Source organism: Bacillus cereus group sp. BfR-BA-01347, from assembly GCF_022663835.1.
GTDB classification, from domain to species: Bacteria; Bacillota; Bacilli; order Bacillales; family Bacillaceae_G; genus Bacillus_A; species Bacillus_A thuringiensis_K.
In genome coordinates this window covers 96,335-118,738 of record NZ_JAKUGG010000014.1, presented here as the reverse complement: position 1 = coordinate 118,738, position 22,404 = coordinate 96,335, and the positions used below count along the sequence as shown (strand labels likewise).

Sequence of the window (22,404 nt, the reverse complement as noted above, 5' to 3'; positions counted from 1 at the left end):
CTTACTTTTTCGGTTCTGCTTTTTGGCCAAACTCTTTTTCCCATTTTTCTAAAATTTTGTCGCGATTTTCTGCTGCCCACTTAAAGTCATTCTTTTTATATAATTTTTCCGTCACATCTTTCGGGAATCCATCTGGAAGTTTATAATCATTTTTAATTGTTGCAAATCCATTTTTCTCGAAGTATAACTTCATTACATCATCAGTAATTGCCCAATCTAAAAATGCTTGCGCTAATTTTTCATTTTTTGCATTATCTTTTTTAATAAGTGCGTTCGCTTCTACTTCCCAACCTAATCCTTCTTTCGGCAATACAACTTCAACTGGTGCACCTTTTTGTTTCTCCTTTAAAGCACTATAAACCATCGATACGCCAACTGGATATTCACCTGCACCTGCTAATTTCGCTGGTTTTGAGCCTGAATGCGTATAAGTTGCTATATTATCATGAAGTTTCTTCATGTAATCCCAGCCTTTATCTTCACCCATAATTTGTAGCCATGCAGAAACTGTTAAAAATCCTGTTCCAGAAGAAGCCGGATGTGGCATAACAAGCGTTCCTTTATATTCTGGTTTCGTTAAGTCTTCGTATGATTCTGGCATCGGTAAATTTTTCTTCTTTAATTCTTCTTTATTTATAGCAACCCCCGTCATAAATGCAGTATTTCCTACCCATTTTTCAGGTTGTTTGTCATCTTTAAATTGCGAAAGAACGCGGTCCGCTCCTTTTGGAGAGTACCCTTTTAACATATCTTTTTTATCTAAAGCTAATAGACTTGATGCTGCAGTTCCCCATACAACATCTGCTTGTGTATTTTTTCCTTCAGCTAGCAATTTCGCAGTAATAACTCCTGTTGAATCACGTACAATGTTCAATTTCACATCAGGATATTTCTTTTTAAAGGAATCAAGATAAATTGGTACAAGCTCTTCTTCAATCGCTGTGTAAACAGTTAATGATCCAGATAATTTGTCATCTTTCACTTTCGCTCCAGCACTTTCTTCCTTCTTTGCACCACACCCCATTAATAACGAAAATACCATTCCAGTCGCTACAGCTTTAAAGATTGTTTTTTTCACTGTTTCTCTCTCCTTTTACAAATCTTATGTACAACTCAAATATAAACAACTAGTGTAAAAGCAGTATTAAACCAACATTAATCTTTTGTTTGTTGTTTGTTTTTGTGTAATACGTTGCTACTTCTATGTTTTTTCGCATTTTTCTGCTAATAAAAAACACTAAATTTACAAATAATTAAAAAACCCTTTATAATCCCACAAAAAAATGAGGCGTTTGTAAAAAACGCCTCATTTTTATTTCCCTTTTTTTGAATTACGATTTGCATACTTCGCGCTATTTTCTCCTTCATACTCTAATGCAAATTCTGCATCTGGTAAGCTTTCTTTCGGAGTTTTATTATTGTTAATTGCCGCATTTTGTTTCACTTTTCTTTTTACCAATACATTCACCTGCTCTCAAGAAATCACTTTCTACTCTAGTTTGAAGCAAGCTGAAATAATTATTACTGGCAAGTGTTAACAAGTACATAAGAGGCGTTAGATGGAAATACTACATATGAAGAAATCATTATAAAAAGGAGCTCGTATTTTGAAGAAGCAAGATAAAATTCAGTCACCCATTTTAGATGAAACGCTCCCGCATCAAATGAATTTTCCATCTTTTAAAGGAACAGGAAAAACGATGCAACAACCTTTTTTGAATCAATATGATGTTGTAATTGGAGACAGTAAATATAATTCCGAGAACAGTCCGCTTAACAATTGGAGTGATGAAGTAGATCCTGCCATTATGGCTGGAGAAGAATGGATCCATCCCACAAATGATATTGGGTGGATTTCAGAAGAAAATCAAGAGTTGCTAAAAAAAGAAGTAGATAATAAAAAGGATGCTTTTATGCATCCTCAATTTGGCATTAACGACTAAAAAACCATTCTACCTAACATAGGTAGAATGGTTTCATACTATCCAATAATAATCCGCTCTTTCGGATATTTATAGCGAGGTGGCTGTTCTCTTCCGCCACTAGCTAGTATAAATGTTAAAATACCAACGCGACCGATAAACATAAGCACAATGAGTACAATTTTACCAACAGTTGTTAAATCTGGCGTAATACCCGTCGATAGTCCTGTCGTTCCGAAAGCAGAACAGACTTCAACAATTAGACTCATAAGCGGTACATCTTCCGTAATAGATAAAATAAATAATGCTGTAGCACATAATAAAATACCCATTGTCATAACGACAGATGCTTTCAGCACATCCTCTTCATGTAGCTGACGTTTGAAGACTCTAACCGTTCTCCCGCCTCTCGCAAAATTGTATAGCGATAATATACTAACAGCAAATGTTGTTGTACGTATTCCGCCCCCAACCGAACTTGGAGATGCCCCTATAAACATTAATATACTCATAAATAAAAGCGTCGGTTGTGACAATTCACGTATATCCATCGTAGCAAGTCCACCACTTCGCGTCGTCACAGATTGGAATAATGTATAAAATACAGTTTCATGCCATGACTTTCCTACTAAAAAATGATTTCTCTCCAGTAAAAAAATCATAATTGTACCAACAACAACGAGTGCAAAAAATGTTGTTGTCGTCAATTTTGTAAATAATGAAAAACGAAATAATTGTTGTCGCCTTTTACTAAGAAATTGCTTTACTTCCATTAGCACAGGGAAACCAATCGCGCCTAAAATAATTAGTAACATATGAATCATTTGAACAATATAATCTTTTTTATATGGAATTAATGATTGTCCTGTTAAATCAAATCCGCCGTTCGTAGTCGCACTAACAGCTGCAAAGAAACCGTGAAAATAAGCTTCTTGCCAAGTCGGAAAGTAAAGTAAAAATCTTGTACCTAATAGGATTGCTCCAATAAGTTCTATCGAAATAATTACAATTAAAATAGAACGCATCAATTCTACAAGACCCGATAAATTTCCTTGATTATGATCTGCCATAATTAATCTTCTTCTTTGCAAACCAATCTTTTTTCCCGTAATGATCCAAACAAATGTACCAAGCGCCATAATTCCTAAGCCGCCTAATTGTAGAATAAGGGCTAAAACAATAATTCCTGCTGTAGTAAACGTATCTGAAATCGTAATAACAGACAGTCCCGTAACACTTACCGCACTAACCGATGTAAAAAGCGAATCTATAAATGTCCATTTCACACCAGGCTTCGTAACAAACGGTAAACTAAGCAATATCACCGATACAACTACCGCTAATAAATAAAACAAAACGATGAGTTGTACAGGACGTAATTTTTGTAAAAACTTTTTTATATCTCTCATTCCATCACTTCGCTACCTTTTTTCTATCGATTAAATAAAGAAAAATCTTTACTTTCTTTATTTGTAAATAACTGCTCAAATAATTTGGCAAATACCATTCCATACACAGTTCCATTACCTCCGTGCAATAATGCGTAAAATAAATTATGTATCTTCTTATCTTCTTTTAAAATAGGTAGACCATCATGACTACTACCAAATGCTGCTGCCCAATAATACTCTGCTTGTATATTCTTATACTGTGGGAACATCTCTCTTACAATGTTAATAAGGATATCACGCTTACGCAATAGTTTCGTATCACCAATCGGTTGAATTTGCATCGCTTCATCTAATCCGCCTACCATAATGCGGTTTTGAAACGTCCGAAAATATAAGTAGGGACGTGCTGTTTCCCAAATTAACGATCGCTCATGCCAGCCATCAAACTGATCTATTTCATTTGTCACAACTGCATAAGATGCCTCTACTGTTGTATTTTTTTCTTTCTTTCCAAAAAGCGCTTCATAGCCCGTCGCCATAATAATATTCTTTGCTACAATTTGATTTCCTGTTTTCGTGTAACAAATTAAATCATTTTGCCGTTTTTTTATATGTATTGCCTCTGTATGTTCATATATATTAGCTCCCATTTGGTTTGCTTTATGCAAAAGACTATGCGCTAGTAAATACGGATTCACCTCAGCATCACCGTGTGTATACAATGCCGCTTGTTTTATAAAAGGATAACGTTCCTTAATATCAGATTCTGTAAAATACTCAACAGGAAATCCATAATTCTGTAACGTATTGTACTCCTCTTGTAAAAATGAGACATCCTCACTTTTACTTGCATAATATAAACTACTTCTTGGCATAAAATAGGGATCAATATCGAGAGTAGGTACCACTTTCTCCATTGTTCGTAACGCTTCGTAACACAGTTTATATGCTCGTACCCCTTTTTCTTCACCAAATGTATGGATAAGTGAGGTTAACGATTTATCATGAAGAAACTGTAATAAACCTACATTTGCAAATGTACTACCACATGCTATTTCTCTTTTTTCAATAAGCATTACACTCATACCGATTTTCGCTAAAGAATACGCTATATGAGCACCGGCTTCGCCACTTCCGACTACGAGCACATCACATATCATATCATTTTCTAACAGTGGATAACAAGGTACAGAAACTCCTGTATTCCAAAACAACTTACCCGTCATAAGTTTCATAATTATACTCCTAAAATATAAATTTCTCCTTTCTATGTTTTGTTATTTTTCATAAAAAAATCCAACTAACATAGGCTAGTTGGATTTTTTTATTTTTAATTAGAACGCTCTTCAAGCCAATTTCCAATCGTCGGATATGTTTGTTTTACAGCTGTTCCACCGTAAACGATAGACATATGCCCTGTTGGTAAACATACATATTGTTTATCTGTGCTAGAAATATGATCTAGTAATGCTTCTACTTGACATGGCAAAGCGATATGATCACGTTTCCCGGAAATATTTAAGACATTCGCCTTAATATTTGCAAGGTCTACCTTTTGTCCGCGAATAACGAGTTCACCCTTAACCAATTTATTATTTTGATAAAAATCACGAATCCACTGTCTGTATGATTCACCTGGGAACGGAATACCATCACCAACCCACTTTTGAACCAATCTCCAGCTTTCGACGAAGCGCTCATTCTCTGAACGATCTACTAAAGCAACATATGGACCAACAAAGTTCGTAATTGGCTTTAACATTTTGTTTCCGAAATCAATCATTTCTGGCGGAATATTTCCAAATGTATCAACGGCTTTATCTAAATTGAAATATTTCTCATCTAATAAAGGACCATACAATCCTGTTTCAGAGAAATCAAAAGGACTTGTCATGAAAATCAAATTACGAATTGGCATGTGCGGATGAAGTGCTGCATAAATAGAAGTTAGCGTTCCACCCATGCAATAACCAAGTAAAGAAATCTCGTCCGATTTTGCAGTTCGCATTACTTTTTTTACTGCTTTTGCAATATAATCAAACACGAAATCATCAAATTTCAAATGACTATCTTCTAAACCAAATGTGCCCCAATCAAGCATATACACATCAAAACCACGATCCACTAGATATTCCACTAAACTATTTCCAGGAGTTAAATCCATAATATATGGTTTATTAATAAGAGCATATATTAATAGAATTGGAACTCTTTGTGTTTTTTCTTGTTTTGGAATGTAGCGATAAAGCTTCGTCTTATTCTTCGTCCAAATAACCTCTTTCGGCGTTAATCCTACTTGCGGCTCTGGTTCACGTAATAAAATTTCACTCGCCCTTTTCACTCGGCGGTACGCTTTTCGGTACTCTTCTGGGTATAGCTCTAATTGCTTTTCCCATTCTGTTGCGAATGTAGTCATTTTTTTATCTCCTTTTTGGTCGATTTTCTTCTTAAAAAAAGAAGTGCATTCCTGCTATGGATATGCACTTTTTTCTTACTTCATTACATATATAATCCGCCGTTAATGTTTAATTGTTGACCTGTGATATACGCACCATCACGGCATAGGTATACTACACCTTTTGCAATTTCATCAGCTTGACCAAAACGTTTTTTCGGGATTTTTGCAACAATTTTTTGACGTACTTCTTCTGGTACTTCTGCTACCATTTCAGTATCAATAAATCCTGGGCAAATAGCGTTTACAGTGACATTTGTTTTTGCAAGTTCTAACGCTAATGATTTTGTAAATCCTAACATACCCGCTTTTGCTGCTGAGTAGTTTGTTTGGCCAAATCCACCTGCTTGACCAATAATAGAAGAAATGCTAATAATTCTTCCTTCTTCCGCTTCCGTTATGTATGGAAGAACCGCGCTTGTCGTATTAAATACGCTGCTTAAATTCACGTCAATTACGCGCTCCCAATCTTCACGATTTAACTTTTTGAATGTACGATCTCTTGTAATACCAGCATTATTAACAAGAATATCAACTTTACCAAAATGATTCACAGCTTCTTCTACAAGTCGGTTTGCATCTTCTACTTTAGAAACATCCGCTTGCACTGCATAAACGTCATGCCCGTCTTTTCCTAATTCATTTACTAAATTTTCAGCTGCTTCTTTACTGCTATTATAGTTAATAACTACTTTCGCTCCCTCTTGTGCTAATGCTACTGTAATTGCTTTTCCAATTCCTTTTGCTCCACCTGTTACGATTGCTACTTTTCCATTTAATTGAACCATTTCTTTTCCCCCTTAAATGAATTTGTGAACGATTGTTATGAATCATTTTGGTACTCATACTATAGAGTCCATATATAATTATGTTTCGCTGTTTATACGTGAAAAGAGATTCTCCCTCTCTCTTTTACCTGTTATAAACAAGCGTTTTTATCATTTTTTATTTTCTGGTTTATTCGCAGGCTTTACCTCTTCTTTTACAGGTACTTGTAGTTTAGCTAGTACTGCATTTTGCTTTTCTAGCAATTCTACAATTTGATCTACTTTTGTTTCAAGCGTACGAATATCTTGTTTTACTTTCGTCACATCACGCTTTAATGTAGGAGCTTGTCCTAAAGAATCTACTTTCTCTTCTAGAAACTCCTCAATGTTATCTACTTTATTTTCTAAGTTAATAACAAGCGTAGCCACTCTTGCGATATCTTCTTTCGTCGGCACATTTACTTGTTCTAAATAGTTTTTTGTCGTATCATTTAATGCTTTTTGATAAAACAAATTCAAATCTAGAACGCTGCCCATCCAAGCAGAATATTCTTCTGTTTTAATTGTTTCATTGAGCGCTTTTCCCCAAAATGTTTCGGTTTGTTCATAAGCATTTTTCCATGCTTGTAGTGGATCGAATTTTTGATCAATCACTTTACCTACACTCCCTTTTTCGTTTTTGAAACAATTCAACCTATTCACTATTTTCTAATATTCTGAATAAAACTTCAAGTCTATATTTTATTTTTTCTATTTTCTAACAAATGTGTTGACTTTAAAAACAGATAGGTGTAAATTGCACTTATAAGCAAAAAATTCCATCTAACTGATTCATGAGGTGATGCACAATCATGCTACAAAATGAACCAGAACAACGCGAAAGTTTGGAGAGCAACCAAGCGAAACAACCAAACTCCATGCCAAAAAACTTCTTAGTTCCCTTCTTACTTCTCTGTCTAAAAGACTGGAGTCTTCATGGTTACAAACTTATTCAAATGCTAATGGATATCGGCTTTTCTTCTGTTGACCAAGGTAATGTTTATAGAACACTACGCAAATTAGAAAAAGAAAACCTTATTTCTTCTACTTGGGATACAAGCGATGGAGGGCCGGCAAAAAGAATTTATTCTTTAACTGAATATGGAGAGCAATATTTAACAACATGTGCGACTTCTTTTGAACATTATCAAAATATGTTGCGAACGTTTTTCACGTTATACACCAATGCATTCTTTCCATTTTCTACTTCTCCAGAAAAGGATGAAAAGGATTCTTCATCTTCACCTGGTGGTACAGCAGAGTAATCTGCGTTCACAATATGCAAAAAAACATTTGGGGGTCAAACAATGGAAACTAAACCATACGAATTAGTCGATGCATTTTGGAAAAACTGGTCTCAATCACTTTCCCTTTTCTCTTCAGCTGGAAAACAGTTAGAGCAACTTACTTTAGAAACATTAAAACAACAACAAGACGCTTTGCATAAATTAACATCAGGAGTAGATGAACTAGAAAAAGAACTGCAACAACTCACTGCTCAGTTCAATAACCAATATACAGATTACGTGAAACAATTAACTGGAAACTCCTTAAATGATCAAATTAACGAATGGCAAGACAAGTGGAAGGAACTTTCTGCTCATATGCATCAGCTTACCGTTTCTCCTACAAAAACTTCTTTGTCAATTCTTACACAAACAAGCGGTCAATTTGAAGAAACAACAAAACAATTTATTGAGCAACAACAATTACAACGTGAAGAGGCTCAAAAACAGTTAGAGGGTTTTTTGGAAGAGTTCAAGTCAAAACAGTTGGAACTCGCAAAAAAGTTCGAGGAAAACTCAAAAAATCTATTTACTTCCATCAAGTAAGAAAAATGTGGGAGCTAACCGCAGCACAAACAAAACTCTTTCTTCCTCCTACTACATCAAGATGGCTAACATTTTTCGATATGGAAAAGAAGGAGGACAAAATGAATCCATTTCAAGAAGCACAAACTGTTCCGGAGCTTCGCTATGATGAGATTCAAGTCGGTGATCAAGCATCCCTTACAAAAACAATTACAGATGAAGATGTTATCAATTTTGCAAAATTGACTGGAGATGTGAATCCTATTCACATTTTAGATTCTTTTGCAAAAACGACAATGTTTAAAGAACGTATTGCTCACGGAATGCTCGTCTCGAGTTTTATTTCTACCATCCTTGGAACGAAACTCCCAGGCAAAAATACGATTTATTTATCCCAAAATGTTTCATTCCGTGCCCCTGTCAAAATCGGTGATACACTTCGCGTTGTGGCAGAGGTTATTAAGAAGCGTGACGATAAAAAAATCATTACGTTGCAAACAAACATATATAATCAATCAGATGATATTGTCGTGGAAGGAACAGCGACAATACTAAAAAAAGAGTAGCAAATTTGCTACTCTTTTTTCTATCCAAGAACTTCTAATCGCACCGATTACTTCCGCGTATGAGTACGTCGTTTCCACATAAAATAACGTTACCAGTTTAGATAAGAACTTAGCTGAACTGGACTACTCATAAGGATGTGTATCAACATGGTAAAAACAAACAAATTATTAGTTCCAGGTGCAGAACAAGCGCTTGAACAATTTAAATATGAAATTGCACAAGAATTTGGTGTAAGCTTAGGATCTAATACAGCATCTCGTTCTAACGGTTCAGTTGGCGGTGAAGTAACAAAACGTCTTGTTGCTTTAGCTCAACAACAACTACGTGGATAATAATATAACATATGGCTTAGAGGCAGATATTCTCTGCCTCTTTCTATTTTTAACATACATAATCGTACTTTTTCACATACTAGTAAAAGCAAACTGAAAGGAACGATATGTAACATGAAACGGATTAATATTCGCATGAGTCCTCCCCGTGTTCTTACATTGGCTTTTATTATGTTATCACTTATCGGTACATGCTTATTAAAGTTGCCAATTGCTACAACAACGTCTATCTCATGGCTAGATGCTTTATTTACAACCGTTTCTGCTTGTACGGTTACAGGGCTTGGTGTGGTAGACACTGGGAAGGTATTTACCTTATTTGGCCAATGTGTCATTTTAACACTTATACAAGTAGGCGGACTGGGCATTATGAGCTTTGCTGTCTTAATTGCGATTATGCTCGGAAGAAAAATCGGTCTTCAAAATCGGATTTTACTGCAACAAGCATTAAATCAAACGAATATCGGCGGCGTCATCCGTCTTGCCAAAGCATTATTTTTATTCTCTTTTACAGTCGAATGTATCGCTACTATAATTCTTTCTTTTGAATGGGTACCCAAATACGGGGTTACGAAAGGGATCTATTATAGTTTTTTCCATTCAATCTCAGCCTTTAACAATGCTGGCTTTTCTGTGTGGAGCGATAATTTAATGTCCCATTCTCATAGTATTCTTGTCAATCTCGTCATTTCCTCTCTCATCATTTTAGGTGGAATTGGTTTTACAGTAATCGTAGACATAAAAAGAAAGAAAAACTTTAAAAACCTTACACTACATTCAAAACTTATGCTCTCTTCTACTCTAATCGTCAACATTATTGCTACCCTTTTTATTTTTATATTCGAGTTCCATAACTCCCTTTCTATGAGAGGTTTTACCCCATTTGAAGAAGGATTGGCCTCTTATTTTCAAGCAATTTCAACGCGAACTGCCGGGTTTAATACAGTTGATATTTCTACATTATCAAAACCTTCCCTCCTATTAATGATGCTCCTTATGTTTATTGGTGCTGGTAGCGCTTCAACTGGTGGTGGGATTAAGTTAACAACATTTTTAATCATATTTTTTGGCGTATTTAAATTTTTACAACAACAAGAGGATATTGTCGTATTTAAAAAATCCATTAAAGATACTCTCATTGTCAAATCATTAACCATTACTATTATTTCCATTTCATTTATCTTTTTTGCTATTTTAATTTTAAGTATTACTGAGCGAGTTCCTCTATTGATGAGTGCTTTCGAAGTATTTTCAGCATTTGGGACTGTTGGCCTCAGTATGAATTTAACACCCCACTTAACTATAATCGGAAAAGCTATTATTATCTTTATGATGTTTTTTGGGAAAATGGGTCCTTTAACATTGGCTTTTTCATTTGCTCGTAAAAAGAACCCGAAAATAAAATATCCGAATGAAGATATTTTAACAGGTTGACAACCGTATAAATTATCCATATAATGAGAATACAATAACATATCTCCAAAGGGGAGTAGCGTCCAAGAATATTTCTTGGAAACAAAGTCGTCATTACGTAGAACTTAGTTCTTCCGGCTTTGTTGGCATTTTTTATTACATATGTCTAGCAAGACCTTTGCCTATTAACGGCAGAGGTCTTTTTTGTATTCATTTCCAGATTCTTCCAAAGTTAATAGGCAGGAGTATGGGGAAACTAAATAGTGGGGAAATTCTTCACTTATTTAGAACTTATAGAAATGAGAGGAGAATGTACATGGATGTATCATTATTATTGGAGTATGGTTGGGTATTACTCATCCTAATTGCACTTGAAGGGATTTTAGCGGCTGATAACGCTCTTGTTCTTGCAATTATGGTAAAACATTTACCAGAAGAAAAACGAAAGAAAGCACTATTTTATGGATTAGCGGGGGCATTTGTTTTCCGATTTGGATCGTTATTTATGATTTCGTTCTTAGTCGATGTATGGCAAGTGCAAGCAATCGGTGCCATCTACCTTATGTTTATCGCTGGTAATCACTTATTTAAAACATATGTTAAAAAGAATACAGATGAAGAAACAGAAGAAAAAGAAGCAAAGAAAAAACAAGAGAACTTTTGGTGGACTGTATTTAAAGTTGAGGTTGCTGATATCGCCTTCGCAGTTGATTCAATTTTAGCTGCTGTTGCACTAGCAATGACTTTACCAAAAACAGGATTAGGTACAATTGGTAGTCTTGATACTGGGCAATTCGTTGTTATCTTTGTAGGTGGACTTATCGGATTAATCATTATGCGATTTGCAGCAACTGCTTTCGTACAGATTTTAAAACGTAAACCAGGACTTGAAACTGCAGCATTCTTAATTGTAGGTTGGGTTGGTGTGAAGCTAGCAGTTTATACATTAGCACACCCTGCATTAAATGTAATACCACATTCATTCCCAGAATCCACTCCGTGGAAGCTTACATTCTGGATTGTATTAGTCGGAATCGCAGTTGGTGGTTGGTTCTTCTCAAAAGAAGTAGAAGTAAAAGTAGAAAAGAATTTAGACGAAAAAGCGCTGTAATTACAGCGCTTTTTCTTTTTCCGTTCTTCCTCTCAATGTCCAGAAAAAATTCCATTATACTACCTTTTGTAAACGTTTTCTTAATGTATGTATGTCCTTTTTGTGAAACATTGCACAAACTTATTGAAAGTGAGAACAATTCCATGTACTTTATTCATATAAGGAGTATTTATAGAAGATTTACTAAAGGAGCGTATTACTCATGCTAGAACAAGGACTAGATTATGTTGTCAAACTGGCTAAAAACAAAAAGAAAATACTAGATACAAACCCAATGCAATATTTCATTCGTGCTGCACTTGCGGGTATTTATATCGGTTTTATTATTGTACTATGTTTTAAATTAGGTAACTTTTTTCACATTGCAGATTCACCAGCAACGTATTTAGCTGCTTCTATGTTTTTCGGGATTGCTCTCGTACTTATTATATATGGCGGTGCTGAATTGTTTACTGGAAACACAATGTACTTTACTGTAGCAACTTTAAGAAAAGAAACAACGATTTCTGATACACTTCGTAACTGGGTTGCTTGTTATGCAGGTAACTTAGCCGGCGCGTTATTCTTTGCCTTACTATTTTACGCAACTGGAATTTTCGAAGCAATTGATCACGGTCACTTAATGAGTAAAGTCGTTGAAGGAAAGATGAACACACCTACGATGCAGTTATTCTTTAAAGCTATTTTATGTAACTGGCTCGTATGTCTTGCTTGTTTCTTACCTTCTCAGGTTAAAGGTGACACAGCAAAAATAATGGTCATGATGCTACTTGTTTTCACATTCTTCTTATCTGGCTACGAACATAGTATTGCAAACTTATCACTCTTTGCTTTATCTTTAGTTTCACCGCATCCTGAGACAATTTCTTTTTCAGGTGCTATTCATAACTTAATTCCTGTTACAATCGGTAACATTATTGGTGGATCAGTATTTGTCGGTATGGTATACCACTACTTAACAAAGAAAACACCTGACGTTCAACAGGAAAAAACTGAAATCGCAACAGCTCAACAAGAAGAGATTATTCCTTTACAAGCACATATGAAACATTAAAAACTCCAAAGTTTTACTTTGGAGTTTTTAGCTTCCCACGTATTTAACTAAAAGGTGAGGATTAATTTCTCCTTCTTCCTTTCCCTTATCCATTCTCTGTTTCATCTTATGCATACCGATGACATCATTCGTATGAAGGTGAATTTCATTTACATATAATCCCTCTGTACAAAAAGCTTCTACAAAATCTAGTCCATTTTTTGCTCCCCAGCCCATATTATAATCAAGGGAAAGAATATTCACATCATAATCCCGAACCATTTGCAAGGCACATTCTACTGTAGTTGCGGACACATACCCGAACGGGCAACTTCTTTGATCATCCATATATACGTTCATTTTCGATTCACTCTCTAATTTGAATAAGCGGCTAATACATAACACATTGCCCCAAGACTAATAAAAGGACCAAATGGAATTGGCTTTCGTACTTCTATACGTTTTAATCCGATACCAATCCCCAAAAAACAAAGACTAAAACAAGATGCTAAAAATAAAACGATAAAAACTCCCTTCACTCCTACTATAAAACCAAGTAACGAAAGCAGTTTTATATCTCCTCCGCCAAGCCCTTCTGGATATATCTTTTGCATGCAATATAACAAAATAAATATAACACCACTACCAGCTATACTATCTGTCCAAGTAACTAATTGTACAAAAACACTTTCGAGAATGAGTAAAACGGCAAACGAAATTAAAATACAATCAGGAATTAACATATATAAGTAATCTGTAACTGAAATAATAAGAAGTAGCGAAAAAAGGGATAAAATGATAATAAGCTCTCGTTCTATTCCAATCATATAAACTGTAAGAAGAAATATACCTCCTGTTATATATTCAAATGTTACATACATAATTGGAATTTTCCTCTTACAATTCGTACAATAGCCTCTTTGTATATAAAATGAAATGATGGGGATTAGTTCTTTTGTCCTTAGCACATATTTGCAATAATCACAATGTGAACGCGGGGTAATAATAGAAACACCTAATGGAACCCTCATCGCAACTAGCATAAAAAAAGAACCAAACACCATCCCTGCTAACAGTGCATATAAATAAGTGAACATCCCTTCCTCTCCTTTCCCAAAAAACATAGCAAAAAAAGGAGAGAACTTCTACTTCATATTATCCTTTATTCTACTAAAAAAGCAGGCCATTTTCTGGCCTGCTTTCCCCTCTTTTATACGATGAAATATACTGCTTTTAATGGTCCATGTACTCCGACAACAAGATTCATCTCAATGTCAGCCGAGTTACTTGGTCCTGTAATAAAGTTAATACAAGATGCCGCTGTCTCCCCATTTTCTACGCGTGAATTCATATCCTGAACTGCTTGTGTAATACGAGGCACAAGTGTTTCACGTGGAATAATAGCAAAATATACAGTCGGTAAAAAGTGTAAAGAACGTCCTTGCCCTTTATGACTTTGTACAACAATTGTACCAGATTCAGCTAATGTATAATCACTAAATGCAATACCAATATTCGCTTTTTCAGCTAAACGCATATTTTCGTCTTTTCTCTCTGGATCCCATACGTTCACTTCAACGTCTCGCTTTGGAAGTTCTTCTTTAAATAAAGATGTTAAACCATATGCATCAAAACGCTCATCTGCTGATAATAAAATAGGTCCCTCGCCGTTTTCCATAATTACTTTTTGAAGGTCTTCACCTAAACTGTCATTTGTCGTTTCTACTACAGTTGTATGAATGTTTGTACATTGCTTTTTAAACACTTCTAGTAATTCTTCTTGTGAATAATCTTTTAACGTTTCTATATTCACATTACTTTTCCATACTGGACGCTCTACACCTTCTGTTTTACGAGCGCGCCCAAGTTCTTTTGCAATGTTATCTAGAAAGGCATCACGGTTTTGAATTAATCCTGTCATTATTTGTCCCCACCTTTCTTATGATCTTTATACCAATCACGGAATCGTTCTTTACTTGGAGCTGGGAATTCACGAATATCTGTCCAGTTTTTAAGTGGCCCAACACCTTTTGATACACGGTTACCAGATGTAAATGGACTCATTGCTGCTGGCGCCATTTTTGATCCCATTTTATATAAAGCTGCTGAAGATGCACCCATACTAAACATTTTCATTGCTAATTTTTCTGCAAGTGGAGCACGTCCTTCTTGCTCAACGATAACTTGACGATGTTTTAATAATAAATCATGCAATGGAATTTTTACTGGACAAGCTTCTGTACATGCTCCGCATAAACTAGAGGCATAAGGAAGCTCTTTGTAATCATCATATCCACCTAAAAGTGGTGTTAATACCGCACCAATTGGTCCTGAGTATATAGAACCATATGAATGTCCACCAACATGACGATATACAGGGCATACGTTAACACAAGCAGCACAACGAATACATTGCAATACTTGGCGGAATTCAGATCCAAGAATTTGAGAACGACCATTATCGACCACAACTAAGTGGAATTCTTCTGGGCCATCTACTTCCTCTTCTTGAATTGGTCCCGCTACCGTTACATAACTTGTTAACTTTTGACCTACTGCACTACGACATAGTAAACCAACTAAAACATCTAATTCTTCCATTGTAGGAACCATACGTTCCATACCCATTACTGCAATTTGTGTTTTCGGAATCGACATGACAAGATCGGCATTACCTTCATTCGTTACTAAACAAAGAGAGCCAGTATTTGCAACAGCAAAGTTACAACCAGTTACACCAATTTCTGCATCCATAAATTTCTCACGAAGTTGTTTACGAACAAACTTTGTCATTTCATACGGGTCATCAGAATTTTCATAGCCTAACTTTTCTTTAAATACATCGCGAATTTGCGTTCTATTTTTATGAAGTGCAGGTGCAATAATATGTGAAGGTGGATCGTTATCTACTTGCAAGATATACTCTCCTAAGTCACTCTCTAACACTTCACAGCCAATCTCTTCAAGCGCATGGTTCATACTGATTTCTTCTGTTACCATCGACTTTGATTTTACTACTTTTTTCGCTTGTTTCTTTTTGGCAACATCTTGAATATACTTTGCAGCTTCCTCTTTCGTCTTCGCAAAGTACACGTGTCCGCCTCTTTTTGATACATTTTCACTTAACTGCATTAAGTAATAATCCAGATTTTCTAACGTATGTTGACGAATTTGTTCACCTAGTTCACGCCACTCTTCCCAGTTTCCTAATTCATCTGCAGCTTTTAAGCGATTCGTATATAAACGCGTTTGTGCAGAAGATACTGCTCCGCGCATAAACGAATCTTGAATTCCATCACCAACACGATCATTAAATTTTTTCTCACTGATTTTCATAGACATAGCTTATGTTCCCCCTTCATGAGCGACTATTCAGTACCTCAGCAATATGCATTACTTTTACTTCTTTTCCTAAACGCTCAATACGTCCGCCAATGTTTAACAAACACCCACAATCTGCACCGATTAAATAATCTGCACCTGTTTCCATGACACTATCTACTTTTTCGTCTACCATTTGCTCAGAAATTGGAGTCATCTTAACTGAAAACGTTCCCCCAAACCCGCAACAATTTTGCACGTTTGGCAAATCTCTCACAGTTAATCCTTTTACATTTGATAATAAAATTCCTGGTGCTTCTTTTACTCCAAGCATACGCGTCATATGACATGATTTATGAATAGTAGCTATCCCTGGTAAACTTGCACCAACATCTGTAACTTTTAAAACATCTACAATAAACTGTGTAAATTCATAAGTTTTATCAGCAATTTTTTGTGCACGTTTAGCCCACTTTGGATCATCTTTGAAAACATGCGGATACTCATGAAACATTGTCGCACAAGAACCAGATGGCGTAACAATATATTCTGCATCTTCGAAAGTTTCAATCATATGTTTCATCGCTTCTTTTGCTGCTTCTACATGGCCGCTATTATAAGCAGGCTGCCCACAACAAACTTGTGCTTCTGGAAATTCAATTTCACAACCTAAACGCTCCAACACTTCAACTGTTGCTTTGCCGACGTTTGTTTCAAACATATCAACTAAACAAGTAACAAATAAAGTAACTTTCATAATTATTACTCCCCCTTTTTACAACTCCACCAACAAACATATGGTCATCAGATGACTAATAAAAGAAGAAGTAGGCTCAACCATGGCCTATCCTCTCCCTCTTCTAAAGAAAACGCTTACTTAATCTCTCTCTATTTTATCAAAAAATTTGATTTTTAAAAGATTAAATTACGAATTTATATCGTTTTTACCTGTGACAATATGTTCTACATTTGTTAAATGATCTAGCATTGCTTGCTGCGCTAATTCTACATCTTGCTTTAACACTGCATCATATATAACTTGATGCTCTTCTATAAGTCGTTCTGATGTTGTTTGTTCACCATATAAAATAATGCGTCTTGATTCACCAATTGTTTCAGCAATCATCTCTGAAACGTGATTCATGAGTTCAAGCAAAATGTTGTTATGCGAAGACTCCGCAATTCCCATATGGAACTGAAAATCTGCTTTTTCACCAGCTTTTTCATCTCCAATGCTCTTTGCCATTTCATCTAACCAATGCTTCATATTTTTCAAATTCTCTTCCGTACGTTTTGCCGCAGCTGCTCGAACTGCCCCCACTTCAAGCACCTTTCGTACTTCTAACAAATTCAAAATATCTTCTTTCTTCATTAATAATCTATTGTTTAATGATTTTGTTAATGAAGAAGAATCGAAATTCTTCACATATGTACCTTCTCCTTGTTTCATCTCAATTAAGCCCATCGCTCTTAGCGCACTTAACGCTTCACGAACAGCAGATCTGCCAACTTGAAACTGCTCAGCTAATTGATGTACAGGAAGTAGTTTGTCACCAGGTTTTAACGTACCATTTTTAATCATTGTTAAAATAGCTTCAGATACTTCTTCGTAAATTTTTTTCGGTTTAATCGATTTGTACTCCAGTTAAATCACCTCAGTATCTTCCAAACAACAATTGAAACGATTTATAAGAACTTTGCATCATAACTATTTTAGAACGAATTGGTAAGAAGTACAAATGTTTTGTTCATAAAATCGTCAAAATTTCGATATTTATTATATATTAATTTATATCTTTCTGTATAACTATTGTCTCCTATACAAAAAAGCATGCCCTAAATATTAGAACATGCTCCCCTCATCCTGTACTTTCAATTTAATAATAACCGTCGTCCCATTTCCTTTTTCACTTTCAATTCGCCACTGTCCATCATGTATATGAACAATTTGTCTTACAATAGCAAGACCTAAACCTGTTCCACCATGTTGGCGACTTCTCGCTTTATCAACGCGGTAAAAACGTTCGCCAAGATTTTCTAAATGCTCCGTATCAATACCGATTCCCGTATCTTTTATGTTCAATTCACAGTAATCATCTATCTGCCTAAGCGTTATCACAATATCCCCATTTGGATTCGTATACCGTATCGCATTATCTAACACGTTATGAAGTACTTGCTGCATACGATCCTCATCAATCATTACAATAATTTCTGGATTTAAATTTGTTGAAATGCGAATTTTCTTTTCTATAAATTTAATCTCATACGTATCTAACACATCTTCAATCAGTTGTGAAAAAACGATAGGTTGTTTCTTTAACGGAAAATGTTCCCCTTCTAATTGTGCTAAATCTAACAAATCATGAACGAGACGCTGCATACGATCTGCTTCTTTATGAATGAGCTGTGTTACTTTTTCCTGCTGTGGTCCCTTCGCTACACCATCTAAAATAGCCTCGCTATATCCTTTTATATAACTCAGCGGTGTTCTTAGTTCATGTGAAACGTTAGCTAAAAATTCCTTACGCTTTACATCTTCTGTCTCTAAAGAATTTGCCATTTTATTAAATGCTTTTCCTAATCGTCCAATTTCATCTTCGGAAGAAATCGTAATTCGTTCTGAGAAATCTCCCGTAGCTAAATGATTAGCAACTCGTTCCATTTGCGAAAGTGGTCTCGTAATAGCAATAATAATCTTTCTACCAATCCATATTGTCAGTAAAGTTATAGCAAGTGCTAACGGTGCCAAAATAAGGCCCATATCATATATTAAGTCTTTTATACTTTTTAAAGGAATATAAGAATATACAATGCCAACTAATTTTTTATTTTCTAAAACAGGGATGACAACCCCCATAATATTACGTTCAAAATGTTCCTCATATCCTATCTTCGTCACAGTTTTCCCATCTAATAATGCTTGCCTGTCCCCTTCACTTATAAGAGAATGATGATGCACATCAAAAGGTAAACATGCGCTTAAATCACGTGGGTTCGATACGAAAAGAACGTCTGAACTAGATATTTGATCAAATGCTCTTACTTTCTCTTCAAAAGTTGATATGCCTTCACGCTTATCATATTGCGCAGCAAGACCCTTCCCCTCCGTTACTAATGAATCTTTTAAATTATCAACGTATAGTTTTTCGTACGAGTATAAAGATACAAAATAAAGAAAAGAAACTGTTACAAATACTGCACATACTACTGTCAGCCAAAGCTTCTGTATCATCGTAAACATACGTTACACCTCAAATTTATAGCCTACACCCCAAACAGTTTGAATGTAGTTTCCACTTTCTCCAAGTTTCAAACGCATCGTTTTCACGTGCGTATCTACTGTTCTTGTACTTCCGGCATAATCATATCCCCATACCTTTTCCAGCAATTGTTCTCGGCTAAATACTTGTCCCGTATGTTGGCAAAGAAAATAGAGTAAATCAAACTCTTTTACTGTAAGAGAAATCGGCTCACCATCCGCCTCAATCTTCCTACTTTTTTCATTAATCAGGATCGGTCCAAACTGAACCTCCTCTTGTTGTTCTTGCTTTGTATAACGTCTTAACACAGCTTCCATACGAGCAATTAATTCTCCAGGGCTAAATGGCTTTACAATATAATCATCTGCTCCCATACGTAAGCCGTTCACCCTATTCCACTCTTCACCTTTTGCTGTTAAAAATATAATTGGTACATCTGACGTCTTTCTAATTTCTTTACAAACTGAAAGTCCATCCATCTCTGGCATCATAATATCTAGTACAACGAAATCATAATGATTCGTCTCTAATTTTTGTAGAGCTTCTTTTCCATTTTCAGCTTCTCCCCACTCGTACCCGAAATTATCTAAGTACATACCAACAAGCTGTCTCATATCACTTTCATCATCTACAACTAGCACCCTATATTTACTCATTGTCCTTCCCTTCTCTCTCTATGAGTTGAAACGGCCCTTTTCCGACTTTAATTGTTTGTTTTATTTTCAAATTCTTCATATCTATGATGCACAATTCATCACTATCGTAGCTTGCTACGTATCCTTCTGCTCCGCTCTTCAAAAATGCAAATGGGTTCGATCCTACTTCTACAGAAGCAACCTCTTTATACGTACCAACATCAAACTTTCTAAGCGTATTCGAACCGTGACTCAATGCATATACATACTTATTATCCTTCGTTATATTCACAGGCATAAACGGAGCGTGTAAAGAACGTACCATTTCTCCGCTCTGCAAAGAATACACTAATACTTTCTCATTCACTTGATTTCCATCACCATGCCCGCCAATCCATATTTCTTTTCCATTCGGACTAATTGTCGCTCCCGTTGACGCTGGGGGAATCATAAAGGATTGGATTACTTCTTTTTTCTTTGTATCAATTGTCGTTAACTTCGTATCATAAAAGTTTAGTACAGATAACTGGTTATCGTGCTCTACCATCGTTATTGGTCCTTTTCCGGTTGACACACTCCCTGCCTCTTTCCCTTTTACCGTAAAAAACCTTACCTTTTGAGCCTTTTGATCAGCAGCAAATAATTGTTTTTTATCTGCTGATACGACCACATTTACAATGCCCTTTCCAGTTTTATATTTTTCCACTTGCCTTCCTTCCGCTAGTGAATATACATACATATATTCTAATTGCTTACCGTATACAAGTATTTCATCGCCATTTGGAAGCAGTGTGATTCCGGCCATTGGCTCATTTAGTTCCCATGTCGTAATTAACTTTTTATCCTTTTTATCAATAAAACTAATACTGCCTTCTTTTATATTCGTAGTTATAATAACATTTTTATCTTTAGCAATTGGTGTATATGAACTTCCTTGACACCCTACTAATAGAAATAAAAAACAGAGAAGAAAAACATACTTTCTCAAAAGATTCCCTCCATCTTCAGATGATTTCGTTATAATTGTAAAATAACAAATAAATGTGTGGAAAGTGTGAAATTTCCCTTTCTTACTCAATTTACATATATAATGTACAACAAATAGAATTTGAGGTGTGTCAATTATGCTATTTCCTGATTTAGCGAATAAAATTGTACGAGAAGTACGCAGACTAATTACAGAAAATATAATTATCATTAATATAGAAGGCGTTATTATCGCAAGTACAGATACAGAAAGAATTGGACAATTTCATGAAGGTGCACTCCGCTGCGCCAAACAAAAGAAAACCGTCATCGTTACAAAAGAAGATGAAAGGCGATTGCAAGGTGTAAAGGCTGGGATGAATCTTCCTTTATTATTTCATGATGAAGTAATTGGTGTCATTGGGATTACAGGAGAACCTGAAAACATTTCACGCTACGGAGAAATATTGCGTAAGATGACCGAATTATTAATTCATGAAAACTACTTTTTAGAGCAACTAGAACTTGAGCACCGTTCTTATGAAGCTTTTGTCTTTGATTGGCTTCAAAATACAGAGTGGTCCCCGAGTTTTCTTGATCGCGCAAAAACACTTGGCATTGATTTATATAAGAAAAAACAACTTATTTTGTTTTCTATTGGCAAAAATGACACGATGCTCCAGCGTAAAATATGGCAACACATACGTAATATTTTAACAAAAGAGCATCTATTTGTTCGCTGGGGAAATGATCGTTTTATTTTATTTACAGCAATGAGCTCCAAAGAGCAAACTTATCAATTTTTAAAACGATTAAAACAAGACTGCGAAACTTTATTTTCTATTCCTTTATATATAGGGATTGGACAAACAGTTACCTCAAACAATATGAGCATATGTTACGAACAAGCATTACGCGCTCTTTCTGTATCATTGGAAACGAAAAAAATTGTATTTAATGAAGATTTACGTTTAGAAATGTGTTTACAAGATATTTCTGCCGAAACGCGTGAACAATTTCTAGAGCGTACCATCGAAAACTTATTATCATTTCCTGAGCTTATGCACACTTTACGCTTATTTATCGATTATAACCAATCTTATAAACAGACGGCTAAACAATTACATATACACATTAACACATTACATTACAGGCTAAAAAAGATTGAAGAACATACAGGACTTGATCCAAAACAATTCAAAGACTTAAACGTTTTATACTTCGCACTTCTCCTATTAGATAATCATATAAAAAAGAACGATAAAATAGATTAATCTTTAGATGATTATACATAGAAAGAATCCCTCAACTTTTTTATCATTATAATGAAAGCACTGTTACCACGTTGTTTATTATAACTAAACACGTTAACAGTTTG

General features: G+C 35.3%; 25 protein-coding genes and 1 riboswitch. Of the genes, 9 read left to right on the top strand and 16 right to left on the bottom strand.

The window, feature by feature from the left end:
* Position 1: 1 nt before the first annotated feature.
* Together MR143_RS20200 and MR143_RS20195 are read right to left on the bottom strand one after the other, a co-directional pair.
* Positions 2–1,078 (bottom strand): putative 2-aminoethylphosphonate ABC transporter substrate-binding protein, encoded by a 1,077-nt coding sequence (locus tag MR143_RS20200; RefSeq protein WP_000750900.1) that lies wholly within the window; start codon positions 1,076–1,078, stop codon positions 2–4.
* A gap of 234 nt (positions 1,079–1,312) precedes the next feature.
* Positions 1,313–1,459 carry a hypothetical protein gene (locus tag MR143_RS20195; protein ID WP_000240798.1) on the bottom strand — a complete coding sequence of 49 codons (147 nt, stop codon included), beginning with the start codon at positions 1,457–1,459 and terminating at the stop codon, positions 1,313–1,315.
* A gap of 148 nt (positions 1,460–1,607) precedes the next feature.
* On the opposite strand from MR143_RS20195, the gene MR143_RS20190 reads away from it, so the two are divergent.
* Entirely contained in the window at positions 1,608–1,943 is a 336-nt protein-coding gene (locus tag MR143_RS20190) for a DUF3905 domain-containing protein (protein ID WP_000743724.1), read from the top strand.
* 38 nt (positions 1,944–1,981) lie between these two features.
* On the opposite strand, the gene MR143_RS20185 is transcribed toward MR143_RS20190, so the two are convergent.
* From MR143_RS20185 to phaR, 5 genes are all read right to left on the bottom strand, one after another.
* On the bottom strand, positions 1,982–3,331 hold the full coding sequence (locus MR143_RS20185) for a TrkH family potassium uptake protein (protein ID WP_001204712.1): 1,350 nt from the start codon (positions 3,329–3,331) through the stop codon (positions 1,982–1,984).
* A gap of 23 nt (positions 3,332–3,354) precedes the next feature.
* Positions 3,355–4,548 (bottom strand): NAD(P)/FAD-dependent oxidoreductase, encoded by a 1,194-nt coding sequence (locus MR143_RS20180; RefSeq protein ID WP_000772561.1) that lies wholly within the window; start codon positions 4,546–4,548, stop codon positions 3,355–3,357.
* Between the two features lie 95 nt (positions 4,549–4,643).
* Positions 4,644–5,729: a class III poly(R)-hydroxyalkanoic acid synthase subunit PhaC gene (gene phaC, locus MR143_RS20175; protein WP_000206336.1), complete on the bottom strand. Its 1,086-nt coding sequence runs from the start codon at positions 5,727–5,729 to the stop codon at positions 4,644–4,646.
* A gap of 83 nt (positions 5,730–5,812) precedes the next feature.
* On the bottom strand, positions 5,813–6,556 hold the full coding sequence (locus tag MR143_RS20170; RefSeq protein ID WP_000250407.1) for an acetoacetyl-CoA reductase: 744 nt from the start codon (positions 6,554–6,556) through the stop codon (positions 5,813–5,815).
* Positions 6,557–6,706: 150 nt separating this feature from the next.
* Positions 6,707–7,189, bottom strand: a complete 483-nt coding sequence (phaR, locus tag MR143_RS20165) for a polyhydroxyalkanoic acid synthase subunit PhaR (protein ID WP_000566944.1) — start codon at positions 7,187–7,189, stop codon at positions 6,707–6,709.
* 197 nt (positions 7,190–7,386) lie between these two features.
* Here phaR and phaQ point away from each other — a divergent pair, with 197 nt between their 5' ends.
* From phaQ to MR143_RS20130, 7 genes are all read left to right on the top strand, one after another.
* Positions 7,387–7,839, top strand: coding sequence for a poly-beta-hydroxybutyrate-responsive repressor (gene phaQ / locus MR143_RS20160; protein ID WP_000939955.1), 453 nt, complete (start codon positions 7,387–7,389; stop codon positions 7,837–7,839).
* Between the two features lie 42 nt (positions 7,840–7,881).
* Entirely contained in the window at positions 7,882–8,406 is a 525-nt protein-coding gene (gene phaP, locus MR143_RS20155) for a polyhydroxyalkanoic acid inclusion protein PhaP (RefSeq protein ID WP_000448594.1), read from the top strand.
* 101 nt (positions 8,407–8,507) lie between these two features.
* On the top strand, positions 8,508–8,951 hold the full coding sequence (locus MR143_RS20150) for a MaoC family dehydratase (protein WP_001067916.1): 444 nt from the start codon (positions 8,508–8,510) through the stop codon (positions 8,949–8,951).
* Positions 8,952–9,098: 147 nt separating this feature from the next.
* Positions 9,099–9,284 carry an alpha/beta-type small acid-soluble spore protein gene (locus tag MR143_RS20145; protein WP_000241212.1) on the top strand — a complete coding sequence of 62 codons (186 nt, stop codon included), beginning with the start codon at positions 9,099–9,101 and terminating at the stop codon, positions 9,282–9,284.
* Positions 9,285–9,398: 114 nt separating this feature from the next.
* A complete protein-coding gene (locus MR143_RS20140) occupies positions 9,399–10,718 on the top strand; it encodes a TrkH family potassium uptake protein (protein ID WP_000822325.1) in 1,320 nt (439 codons plus the stop codon).
* A 38-nt stretch (positions 10,719–10,756) separates the two neighbouring features.
* A riboswitch (yybP-ykoY riboswitch) is annotated at positions 10,757–10,931 on the top strand.
* Positions 10,932–11,013: 82 nt separating this feature from the next.
* On the top strand, positions 11,014–11,808 hold the full coding sequence (locus MR143_RS20135; protein WP_000383326.1) for a TerC family protein: 795 nt from the start codon (positions 11,014–11,016) through the stop codon (positions 11,806–11,808).
* Between the two features lie 202 nt (positions 11,809–12,010).
* Positions 12,011–12,862: a formate/nitrite transporter family protein gene (locus MR143_RS20130; protein WP_000893022.1), complete on the top strand. Its 852-nt coding sequence runs from the start codon at positions 12,011–12,013 to the stop codon at positions 12,860–12,862.
* Between the two features lie 27 nt (positions 12,863–12,889).
* Here the strand turns inward: MR143_RS20130 and MR143_RS20125 are convergent, their stop codons facing one another.
* From MR143_RS20125 to MR143_RS20085, 9 genes are all read right to left on the bottom strand, one after another.
* Complete coding sequence (locus MR143_RS20125) at positions 12,890–13,201, bottom strand: cyclic-phosphate processing receiver domain-containing protein (protein ID WP_001103769.1); 312 nt, start codon at positions 13,199–13,201, stop codon at positions 12,890–12,892.
* Positions 13,202–13,215: 14 nt separating this feature from the next.
* Entirely contained in the window at positions 13,216–13,938 is a 723-nt protein-coding gene (locus MR143_RS20120; protein ID WP_000495722.1) for a prepilin peptidase, read from the bottom strand.
* A gap of 113 nt (positions 13,939–14,051) precedes the next feature.
* Complete coding sequence (locus MR143_RS20115; RefSeq protein ID WP_000147190.1) at positions 14,052–14,762, bottom strand: LutC/YkgG family protein; 711 nt, start codon at positions 14,760–14,762, stop codon at positions 14,052–14,054.
* Positions 14,762–16,183, bottom strand: coding sequence for a LutB/LldF family L-lactate oxidation iron-sulfur protein (locus MR143_RS20110; protein ID WP_000061927.1), 1,422 nt, complete (start codon positions 16,181–16,183; stop codon positions 14,762–14,764). The genes MR143_RS20115 and MR143_RS20110 overlap by 1 nt, the downstream gene beginning before the upstream one ends.
* A 16-nt stretch (positions 16,184–16,199) precedes the next feature.
* Complete coding sequence (locus tag MR143_RS20105) at positions 16,200–16,919, bottom strand: (Fe-S)-binding protein (protein ID WP_000869142.1); 720 nt, start codon at positions 16,917–16,919, stop codon at positions 16,200–16,202.
* 168 nt (positions 16,920–17,087) lie between these two features.
* Positions 17,088–17,777 (bottom strand): FadR/GntR family transcriptional regulator, encoded by a 690-nt coding sequence (locus tag MR143_RS20100; RefSeq protein ID WP_269732695.1) that lies wholly within the window; start codon positions 17,775–17,777, stop codon positions 17,088–17,090.
* 228 nt (positions 17,778–18,005) lie between these two features.
* The gene (locus MR143_RS20095) at positions 18,006–19,406 is read right to left on the bottom strand and encodes a sensor histidine kinase (protein ID WP_000494792.1); all 1,401 of its coding nucleotides are present in this window, start codon (positions 19,404–19,406) and stop codon (positions 18,006–18,008) included.
* 3 nt (positions 19,407–19,409) lie between these two features.
* Positions 19,410–20,081 carry a response regulator transcription factor gene (locus MR143_RS20090; RefSeq protein WP_000049882.1) on the bottom strand — a complete coding sequence of 224 codons (672 nt, stop codon included), beginning with the start codon at positions 20,079–20,081 and terminating at the stop codon, positions 19,410–19,412.
* The gene (locus MR143_RS20085) at positions 20,074–21,048 is read right to left on the bottom strand and encodes a hypothetical protein (RefSeq protein ID WP_001234143.1); all 975 of its coding nucleotides are present in this window, start codon (positions 21,046–21,048) and stop codon (positions 20,074–20,076) included. The genes MR143_RS20090 and MR143_RS20085 overlap by 8 nt, the downstream gene beginning before the upstream one ends.
* A gap of 136 nt (positions 21,049–21,184) precedes the next feature.
* On the opposite strand from MR143_RS20085, the gene MR143_RS20080 reads away from it, so the two are divergent.
* Positions 21,185–22,300: a CdaR family transcriptional regulator gene (locus MR143_RS20080; protein WP_000898646.1), complete on the top strand. Its 1,116-nt coding sequence runs from the start codon at positions 21,185–21,187 to the stop codon at positions 22,298–22,300.
* Positions 22,301–22,404 lie beyond the last annotated feature (104 nt).

Bases quoted from the DNA above. Each gene is read 5' to 3' on its own strand.
- MR143_RS20145 (WP_000241212.1), top strand. From the start codon at position 9,099: ATGGTAAAAACAAACAAATTATTAGTTCCAGGTGCAGAACAAGCGCTT.
- MR143_RS20180 (WP_000772561.1), bottom strand. From the start codon at position 4,548: ATGAAACTTATGACGGGTAAGTTGTTTTGGAATACAGGAGTTTCTGTA.
- MR143_RS20090 (WP_000049882.1), bottom strand. From the start codon at position 20,081: ATGAGTAAATATAGGGTGCTAGTTGTAGATGATGAAAGTGATATGAGA.
- phaQ (WP_000939955.1), top strand. From the start codon at position 7,387: ATGCTACAAAATGAACCAGAACAACGCGAAAGTTTGGAGAGCAACCAA.
- MR143_RS20135 (WP_000383326.1), top strand. From the start codon at position 11,014: ATGGATGTATCATTATTATTGGAGTATGGTTGGGTATTACTCATCCTA.
- MR143_RS20080 (WP_000898646.1), top strand. From the start codon at position 21,185: ATGCTATTTCCTGATTTAGCGAATAAAATTGTACGAGAAGTACGCAGA.
- phaC (WP_000206336.1), bottom strand. From the start codon at position 5,729: ATGACTACATTCGCAACAGAATGGGAAAAGCAATTAGAGCTATACCCA.
- MR143_RS20110 (WP_000061927.1), bottom strand. From the start codon at position 16,183: ATGTCTATGAAAATCAGTGAGAAAAAATTTAATGATCGTGTTGGTGAT.
- MR143_RS20095 (WP_000494792.1), bottom strand. From the start codon at position 19,406: ATGTTTACGATGATACAGAAGCTTTGGCTGACAGTAGTATGTGCAGTA.
- MR143_RS20140 (WP_000822325.1), top strand. From the start codon at position 9,399: ATGAAACGGATTAATATTCGCATGAGTCCTCCCCGTGTTCTTACATTG.
- MR143_RS20120 (WP_000495722.1), bottom strand. From the start codon at position 13,938: ATGTTCACTTATTTATATGCACTGTTAGCAGGGATGGTGTTTGGTTCT.
- MR143_RS20170 (WP_000250407.1), bottom strand. From the start codon at position 6,556: ATGGTTCAATTAAATGGAAAAGTAGCAATCGTAACAGGTGGAGCAAAA.
- MR143_RS20150 (WP_001067916.1), top strand. From the start codon at position 8,508: ATGAATCCATTTCAAGAAGCACAAACTGTTCCGGAGCTTCGCTATGAT.
- phaP (WP_000448594.1), top strand. From the start codon at position 7,882: ATGGAAACTAAACCATACGAATTAGTCGATGCATTTTGGAAAAACTGG.
- MR143_RS20105 (WP_000869142.1), bottom strand. From the start codon at position 16,919: ATGAAAGTTACTTTATTTGTTACTTGTTTAGTTGATATGTTTGAAACA.
- MR143_RS20125 (WP_001103769.1), bottom strand. From the start codon at position 13,201: ATGAACGTATATATGGATGATCAAAGAAGTTGCCCGTTCGGGTATGTG.
- MR143_RS20115 (WP_000147190.1), bottom strand. From the start codon at position 14,762: ATGACAGGATTAATTCAAAACCGTGATGCCTTTCTAGATAACATTGCA.
- MR143_RS20130 (WP_000893022.1), top strand. From the start codon at position 12,011: ATGCTAGAACAAGGACTAGATTATGTTGTCAAACTGGCTAAAAACAAA.
- MR143_RS20185 (WP_001204712.1), bottom strand. From the start codon at position 3,331: ATGAGAGATATAAAAAAGTTTTTACAAAAATTACGTCCTGTACAACTC.